Annotated in this window: 5 protein-coding genes; 3 read left to right on the top strand and 2 right to left on the bottom strand. The window is 71.2% G+C overall.

What is annotated here, in order from left to right:
• Positions 1-151: 151 nt before the first annotated feature.
• The gene (locus ACGFYV_RS27985) at positions 152-1,777 is read left to right on the top strand and encodes an amidohydrolase family protein (protein ID WP_393881258.1); all 1,626 of its coding nucleotides are present in this window, start codon (positions 152-154) and stop codon (positions 1,775-1,777) included.
• Between the two features lie 41 nt (positions 1,778-1,818).
• Here the strand turns inward: ACGFYV_RS27985 and ACGFYV_RS27980 are convergent, their stop codons facing one another.
• Positions 1,819-2,760 carry a trypsin-like serine peptidase gene (locus tag ACGFYV_RS27980; RefSeq protein ID WP_393881249.1) on the bottom strand — a complete coding sequence of 314 codons (942 nt, stop codon included), beginning with the start codon at positions 2,758-2,760 and terminating at the stop codon, positions 1,819-1,821.
• Positions 2,761-2,957: 197 nt separating this feature from the next.
• Positions 2,958-3,932 carry a hypothetical protein gene (locus ACGFYV_RS27975; protein ID WP_393881248.1) on the bottom strand — a complete coding sequence of 325 codons (975 nt, stop codon included), beginning with the start codon at positions 3,930-3,932 and terminating at the stop codon, positions 2,958-2,960.
• A 128-nt stretch (positions 3,933-4,060) separates the two neighbouring features.
• On the opposite strand from ACGFYV_RS27975, the gene ACGFYV_RS27970 reads away from it, so the two are divergent.
• Both ACGFYV_RS27970 and ACGFYV_RS27965 read left to right on the top strand, forming a co-directional pair.
• The gene (locus tag ACGFYV_RS27970; RefSeq protein ID WP_393881247.1) at positions 4,061-5,272 is read left to right on the top strand and encodes a pyridoxal phosphate-dependent aminotransferase; all 1,212 of its coding nucleotides are present in this window, start codon (positions 4,061-4,063) and stop codon (positions 5,270-5,272) included.
• Positions 5,273-5,359: 87 nt separating this feature from the next.
• Positions 5,360-5,779 carry a hypothetical protein gene (locus ACGFYV_RS27965; protein WP_393881246.1) on the top strand — a complete coding sequence of 140 codons (420 nt, stop codon included), beginning with the start codon at positions 5,360-5,362 and terminating at the stop codon, positions 5,777-5,779.
• The last annotated feature ends 290 nt before the right edge of the window (positions 5,780-6,069 follow it).

Below are 6,069 nucleotides of genomic sequence, written 5' to 3'. Positions count from 1 at the left end.
ACGACGCGCCGATCTCCACCAGGGCCTGCTCGAACTGGCCTGCAGTCTCATATGCCTCCGCCGCCTACGAACCTCATTCTGAAACGATCAGTAAGTCCGTCCTTTAAGTCCGTCCTCTAGTCCGTACGTTCCGTCAAGGAGGTCAATGACCGTGGAGCAGCTCGTCATCCGGGACGCGGACGTGGTCGACGGCAGCGGCGAGCCGTCGTACCGCGCCGATGTGGTGGTCGACGGCGGCCGGATCGTCTCGATCGTCAAGGAGGCCGCGGCGGCGGGCTGCCAACGGCCGCGGGCGCGACGGGAGTTGGATGCCGAGGGACTCGTCCTCTCCCCCGGCTTCATCGACATGCACGCCCACTCCGACCTCGCGCTGCTGCGCGACCCGGACCACAGCGCGAAGCTGGCGCAGGGGGTCACGCTCGAAGTCATCGGGCAGGACGGGCTGTCGTACGCGCCCGTGGACGACCGCACGCTGGAGGAGGTGCGGCGGGCGATCACCGGCTGGAACGGGTACGGCGACGACATCGGCTTCGACTGGCGGACGGTCGGCGAGTACCTGGACCGGCTGGACCACGGGTTCGACGGGCGCGGGATCGCCGTCAACGCCGCGTATCTCATCCCGCAGGGCACCGTCCGCGCCCTCGCCGTCGGCTGGGAGGACCGCCCCGCGAGCCCCGAAGAGCTGGGCCGGATGCGGCAGTTGGTCGCGGAGGGACTGGAACAGGGCGCGGTCGGACTGTCCTCCGGGCTCACCTACACGCCCGGCATGTACGCCGGGGGCGCCGAACTGACCGAGCTGTGCCGGGTGGTGGCGTCGTACGGCGGCTACTACTGCCCGCACCACCGCTCCTACGGCGCGGGCGCCCTGGAGGCCTACGCCGAGATGGTGGCACTGACCCGGGAGGCGGGCTGCCCGCTGCATCTGGCGCACGCCACCATGAACTTCGGCGTGAACGAGGGCCGCGCGCCCGAGCTGCTGGCGCTGCTCGACCGGGCGTTGGACTCAGGCGCGGACATCACGCTGGACACCTACCCCTACACCCCCGGCTGCACCACCCTGGCCGCGCTGCTGCCGAGCTGGGCGAGCGAGGGCGGCCCGGAGGAGATCCTGGCCCGGCTCACCGACCCGGCGACGGCCGAGCGGATCCGGCACGACCTGGAGGTCACCGGCTCGGACGGCTGCCACGGTGTGCCCATGGAGTGGGAGACGATCGAGATCGCGGGCGTGAGCGACCCGGCGCTGGACGACTTCGTGGGCCGCACGGTCCGGGAGTCGGCCGCACTGCTCGGCGAGAGCCCCTGGACGACCGCCCGGCGGCTGCTGGTCGAGGACCGCCTCGGTACGACGATCCTGCAGCACGTGGGTCACGAGGACAACGTCCGTACGATCATGCGGCACCGCGCGCACACCGGCGGCTCCGACGGCATCCTCCAGGGCACCAAGCCGCATCCGCGGGCGTACGGCACCTTCCCGCGCTATCTCGGGCACTACGTACGGGAGTTGGGCGTGCTGACGCTGGAGGAGTGCGTCGCGCACCTCACCGCGCGGCCCGCGGCCCGGCTACGACTGCCGGACCGCGGTCTGGTGCGCGAGGGCCACCGGGCGGACCTGGTCCTGTTCGACCCGGCCACGGTCGCCCCCGGCGCCACGTTCGCCGAGCCCCGCACGCTACCGACGGGGATCCCGTACGTCCTGATCGACGGCCGCTACGCCGTCGAGGACGGCCGGCGCACGGACGTGCTGGCGGGCCGTTCGGTCCGCCGCACGCCCGTGTAGGCGGCTGCTACGGGCAGGCGGCTGTCACGAGTGGACGGCTGTCACGGCTTGGGGAGCACGCAGCCGGCCGCGGTCAGGTCCAGCTTGTTGCCGGTCGTGAAGCAGGCGGGGATCTGGTACGTCTCCTCGGCGTAGTTGATTCCCTTGCGGACGGTGACGGTGCCGGCCTCGTCCACCTCGCACGGGTTGTTCACGGTGCAGGTCTCGCCGTCCTCGTTGCCGGTGTTGTTGACCGCGACCACGTTGCCGGTGGCGGTGTCGATCACCGGGGAGCCGGAGGTGCCGCCGATGGTGTTGCAGGCAGGGGTGTAGCGCAGCGAGTCCTTCCAGGTCCAGTCGCCCTCCTTCAGCCGGTACACGAACCCGTCGACGTCGCAGCTGTAGATCCGCTTCCAGTACCCGGAGACGACCTTGATGCCGGCGCCCGCGGCCGGGTGCGTGTTCTGCACGGTGAGCGCGCTGATGCCGTACGAGCTCTTGATCGCCGCGTAGGTGGTGGTCAGCCGGTAGATCGTGACGTCCGTGTCGGTCATCGTGGAGTACACGACCTGGTTGGCGCGCAGCGTCGCGACCTTGGTGCCGGAGGAGTTCAGCAGGCCGAAGGTGCGGCTGGAGGACTGGCCGGTGATCACCTGGCCCGGACTCGGGAAGCCGGTCTCCAGGCAGTGGCCGTTGGTCATCACGAGCGCGGGGTCGGTGTCCGCGGAGCCCGGGAAGCGGACGACGGATCCGGAGCAGTTGCTGAGCGACACCGTCCCGGCGAAGGTGACGGTCACCGCCTTGGCGGCTTGGGCAGTCTTGGCCGACTCAGCCGCCTTGGCGGACTTGACCGGCTCGGCGGTCTTGGCGGACTTGACCGGCTCGGCAGTCTTGGCCGACTTCGCGGCCTCGACCGCGTGGCCCTGCGGTGCGGCGACCGCGGGTGCCGCGCCGACCCCGGCTATCGCGAGGGCGGACAGGACGGCCAGGAGAGGCTTGTTCATGTGGGGGTCCCCTCTTACGACGTGGGCGACCGGAGATCTTCCGGTCGCCTGTCTTTGTCATGAGCATTCTCACGACAGGGGCGCGCATGAGCAAGGATCTGGCGGCGAGTTGGCGAATTGACGGATCGGCGAATCGGCGAATCGGCGAAGAGTCGGCCGTGACGGCGGCGCGCGGCTCTCCCGGCGCGCCGTCAGTTCTACTCGTTCCCCATGGGCTTGCGGCCGTGGCCGTGGCCCCTGCTCCCGGGGCCACCGGGAGTGGTCGGCGCCACGGAGGGAGTCGTCGCCGTGGACGTGGGCCGGGTGGACCCCGGGGCGGACGAAGAGGGCGCGGCCGTCGTCGGGCTGCCGCTCCGCGCCGTTCCCGCGCCCGGCCCGGACGCGGTGGCGGTCCCCGGGGAAGCGGGGGACGGCGAGGCGGCCCGACCGGCACCGGCGTCCGGGGAACCCGTGGCCGTTCCCTCGGGCGCGGTACGGGAGGTGCGAGGGGCACCCTCCCCCTTGGCGGGATTCTTGCCCCCGCCGGGGGAACCCGAGCCGCCCAGGCCGGTGATCAGGGCGACGGTACCGGCGACGCCGACCACCCCGGCGACGATCGCCAGCCGCCGACGCCCGAGGCGCTCCCGCTGCCGCTGCCTCCGCCGACCGGCACGGCCGGTCCGACCGGCCCGAGCGGTCCGGCCGTGCGAGGTGGAGGGGGCAGGGGGTGCGGTGGGAGCGCCGGGCGCGGCGAGGACGCCGAGTGCGACGGTGTCGCGGAGGACGTCCGGGGTGTCCGGGGTGTCCGGGGTGTCCAGGCCGTACGAGCCGTACGAGCCGTCGGAGGCCTGCGGTGCATGGGACGCGTGGGACGCATGAGGTGCACGGGACGCGTGCGGCTCGTACGCATCACGCGGCCCAGCCGCCTCATATGGGCCAGCCGCCTCATATGCCCCAGCCGCCTCGCACGCCCCTTCCGCCCCAAACAGCCCCGCCGCCTCGGATATCGCAGGCAGCTCGCACGTCTCGTCGTACGCGTTCTGCCAGCCGTAGGCGGAGGCGGGGTCGGCGTATGCCTCGTACGAGGGAGCCGGGGCTTCCTGCGGGTGGTACACGCTGGGCAGGGCCGGTGGCTCGTCACCCGCACCGTGCGCGCCGTACGCCCCCGCCCCCTGCGGGCGTTCGGTCGTCATGTGGGGGGATTGTAGAGACGCGTGTGACGCGTGTGACAGTTACCGGCGATAACAGTCCAAACTTTCCATCGCCTCGCGTGGCGGAAAACACGGAGCACGGGGCAGTGGGGGGTCGTAAGCTCACGGACATGCAGGTGATCCAGTCGACCAAGCTCTCCAACGTCTGTTACGAGATCCGGGGTCCGGTGCTCGAGGAGGCGATGCGGCTGGAGGCGGCCGGTCACCGCATCCTGAAGCTCAACACCGGAAACCCCGCCGCGTTCGGCTTCGAGTGCCCGCCGGAGATCCTGGAGGACATCCTCCGCAACGTCTCCTCGGCGCACGGCTACGGCGACGCCAAGGGCCTGCTGGCCGCCCGCCGCGCGGTCGTGATGCACAACCAGACCATCGGCATCGAGACCGACGTCGAGCACGTCTTCATCGGCAACGGCGTCTCCGAGCTGATCGTGATGGCGATGCAGGGGCTGCTGGACGACGGCGACGAGGTGCTCGTACCGGCGCCGGACTACCCGCTGTGGACGGCCGCGGTCTCCCTGTCCGGCGGTACGGCGGTGCACTACCGCTGCGACGAGCAGTCCGACTGGATGCCCGACCTCGCCGACATCGAGCGCAAGGTCACCGACCGCACCAAGGCGATCGTCATCATCAACCCGAACAACCCGACGGGTGCGGTGTACGACGAGGCCGTGCTGAAGGGCCTGACCGACATCGCCCGCCGGCACAACCTGCTGGTCTGCTCCGACGAGATCTACGACAAGATCCTCTACGACGGCGCGACGCACACCCCGACCGCCAAGGTAGCCCCCGACCTGCTGACGCTGACCTTCAACGGCATGTCGAAGGCGTACCGGGTGGCCGGTTACCGCGTCGGCTGGATGTCCGTCTCCGGGCCGCGCGCGCACGCCGACTCCTACCTGGAGGGCCTGACGATCCTGGCGAACATGCGCCTGTGCGCGAACATGCCGGGCCAGCACGGGGTCATGGCCGCGCTCAGCGGGCGCCAGTCGATCAACGACCTGGTCCTGCCGGGCGGGCGCCTGAAGGAGCAGATGGACACGGCGTACGAGCTGCTGACGCAGATCCCGGGAGTGACCTGCGTACGGCCCAAGGGCGCGCTGTATCTCTTCCCGCGGCTCGATCCGCAGGTCTTCAAGATCAAGGACGACCGGCGGATGGTCCTTGACCTGCTGCGCCGGGAAAAGATCATGGTGGTCCACGGCACGGGCTTCAACTGGCCCGAACCCGATCACTTCCGGGTCGTGACCCTGCCGACGGCGGGGGATCTGCGGGACGCGGTGACGCGGATCGGGTCGTTCCTGGACGGGTACGGCCAGCCGTAGTCACCGGGGCCCGTTCCGTGACCGCGCTCAACTTTAGACGAGATCTAAGCTAGGATGGTTTCCTGTCAGCGCACAGGAGGCCGTCCCATGTACGAACCGATCCGCACCAAGTCGGTCCACAGCACGACGGCCGGCACCGACTCGGACTTCCCCCACCGCTCGCGCGAGGAAGAGCTGGACATCCAGCTGGCCGGCCACCTCTCCGCGCTGCTCGCCGTCACCGACGACCTGCGCGCCCTGACGCCCTGCCCCGGCCTGGACACCGCCGCGGAGCGCCTGGCCGGCGAGGTCCGCCGGCTGCGGGGCGGACGCGAGCCGCTGCGCGCGACCCCGGCCGCGAGCGGTGATCCCGCCGCCCTGCACCGGCGTGCCCATGCCCTCGCCGGGCGCGCGCTCGTGGTGGCGGCCTCGCGCGCGGACACCTCGGCGGCGATTCTGGCGGCCGAGCGGACGGATGCGCACGGTGCGGCTCTCGCCGATCCGAAGGAACTGAGCGCGGCCCACTGACGCCGTAGGAGTTCGGGGCGCCCCCCGACCGGCCTCCCTCGACTGCCGTCCCCCAACGGCCCTTCCCCTGACGGCTTTCCCTCGACGGCCGGCCCTCGACGGCCGTCTCTCGGCCGCCCCCGAATGCCGACGCTCGACTACCGTCCCCCATCGGGCGTCCCCCAACTGCCCTCCCCCGACAACTTTCCCTCAACGGCCGGCCCTCGACGGCCGTCTCTCGGCCGCCCCCGAATGCCGACGCTCGACTACCGTCCCCCATCGGGCGTCCCCCAACTGCCCTCCCCCGACAA

The organism is Streptomyces sp. NPDC048297 (assembly GCF_043201585.1).
Taxonomy (GTDB): Bacteria; Actinomycetota; Actinomycetes; order Streptomycetales; family Streptomycetaceae; genus Streptomyces.
The sequence above is the reverse complement of the archived record's forward strand: the minus strand, read 5'-3'. Positions and strand labels throughout refer to the sequence as shown.

Excerpts from the sequence above, each read along its gene's own strand:
- ACGFYV_RS27980 (WP_393881249.1), bottom strand. The coding sequence starts at position 2,760 with ATGAACAAGCCTCTCCTGGCCGTCCTGTCCGCCCTCGCGATAGCCGGG.
- ACGFYV_RS27975 (WP_393881248.1), bottom strand. The coding sequence starts at position 3,932 with ATGACGACCGAACGCCCGCAGGGGGCGGGGGCGTACGGCGCGCACGGT.
- ACGFYV_RS27970 (WP_393881247.1), top strand. The coding sequence starts at position 4,061 with ATGCAGGTGATCCAGTCGACCAAGCTCTCCAACGTCTGTTACGAGATC.
- ACGFYV_RS27965 (WP_393881246.1), top strand. The coding sequence starts at position 5,360 with ATGTACGAACCGATCCGCACCAAGTCGGTCCACAGCACGACGGCCGGC.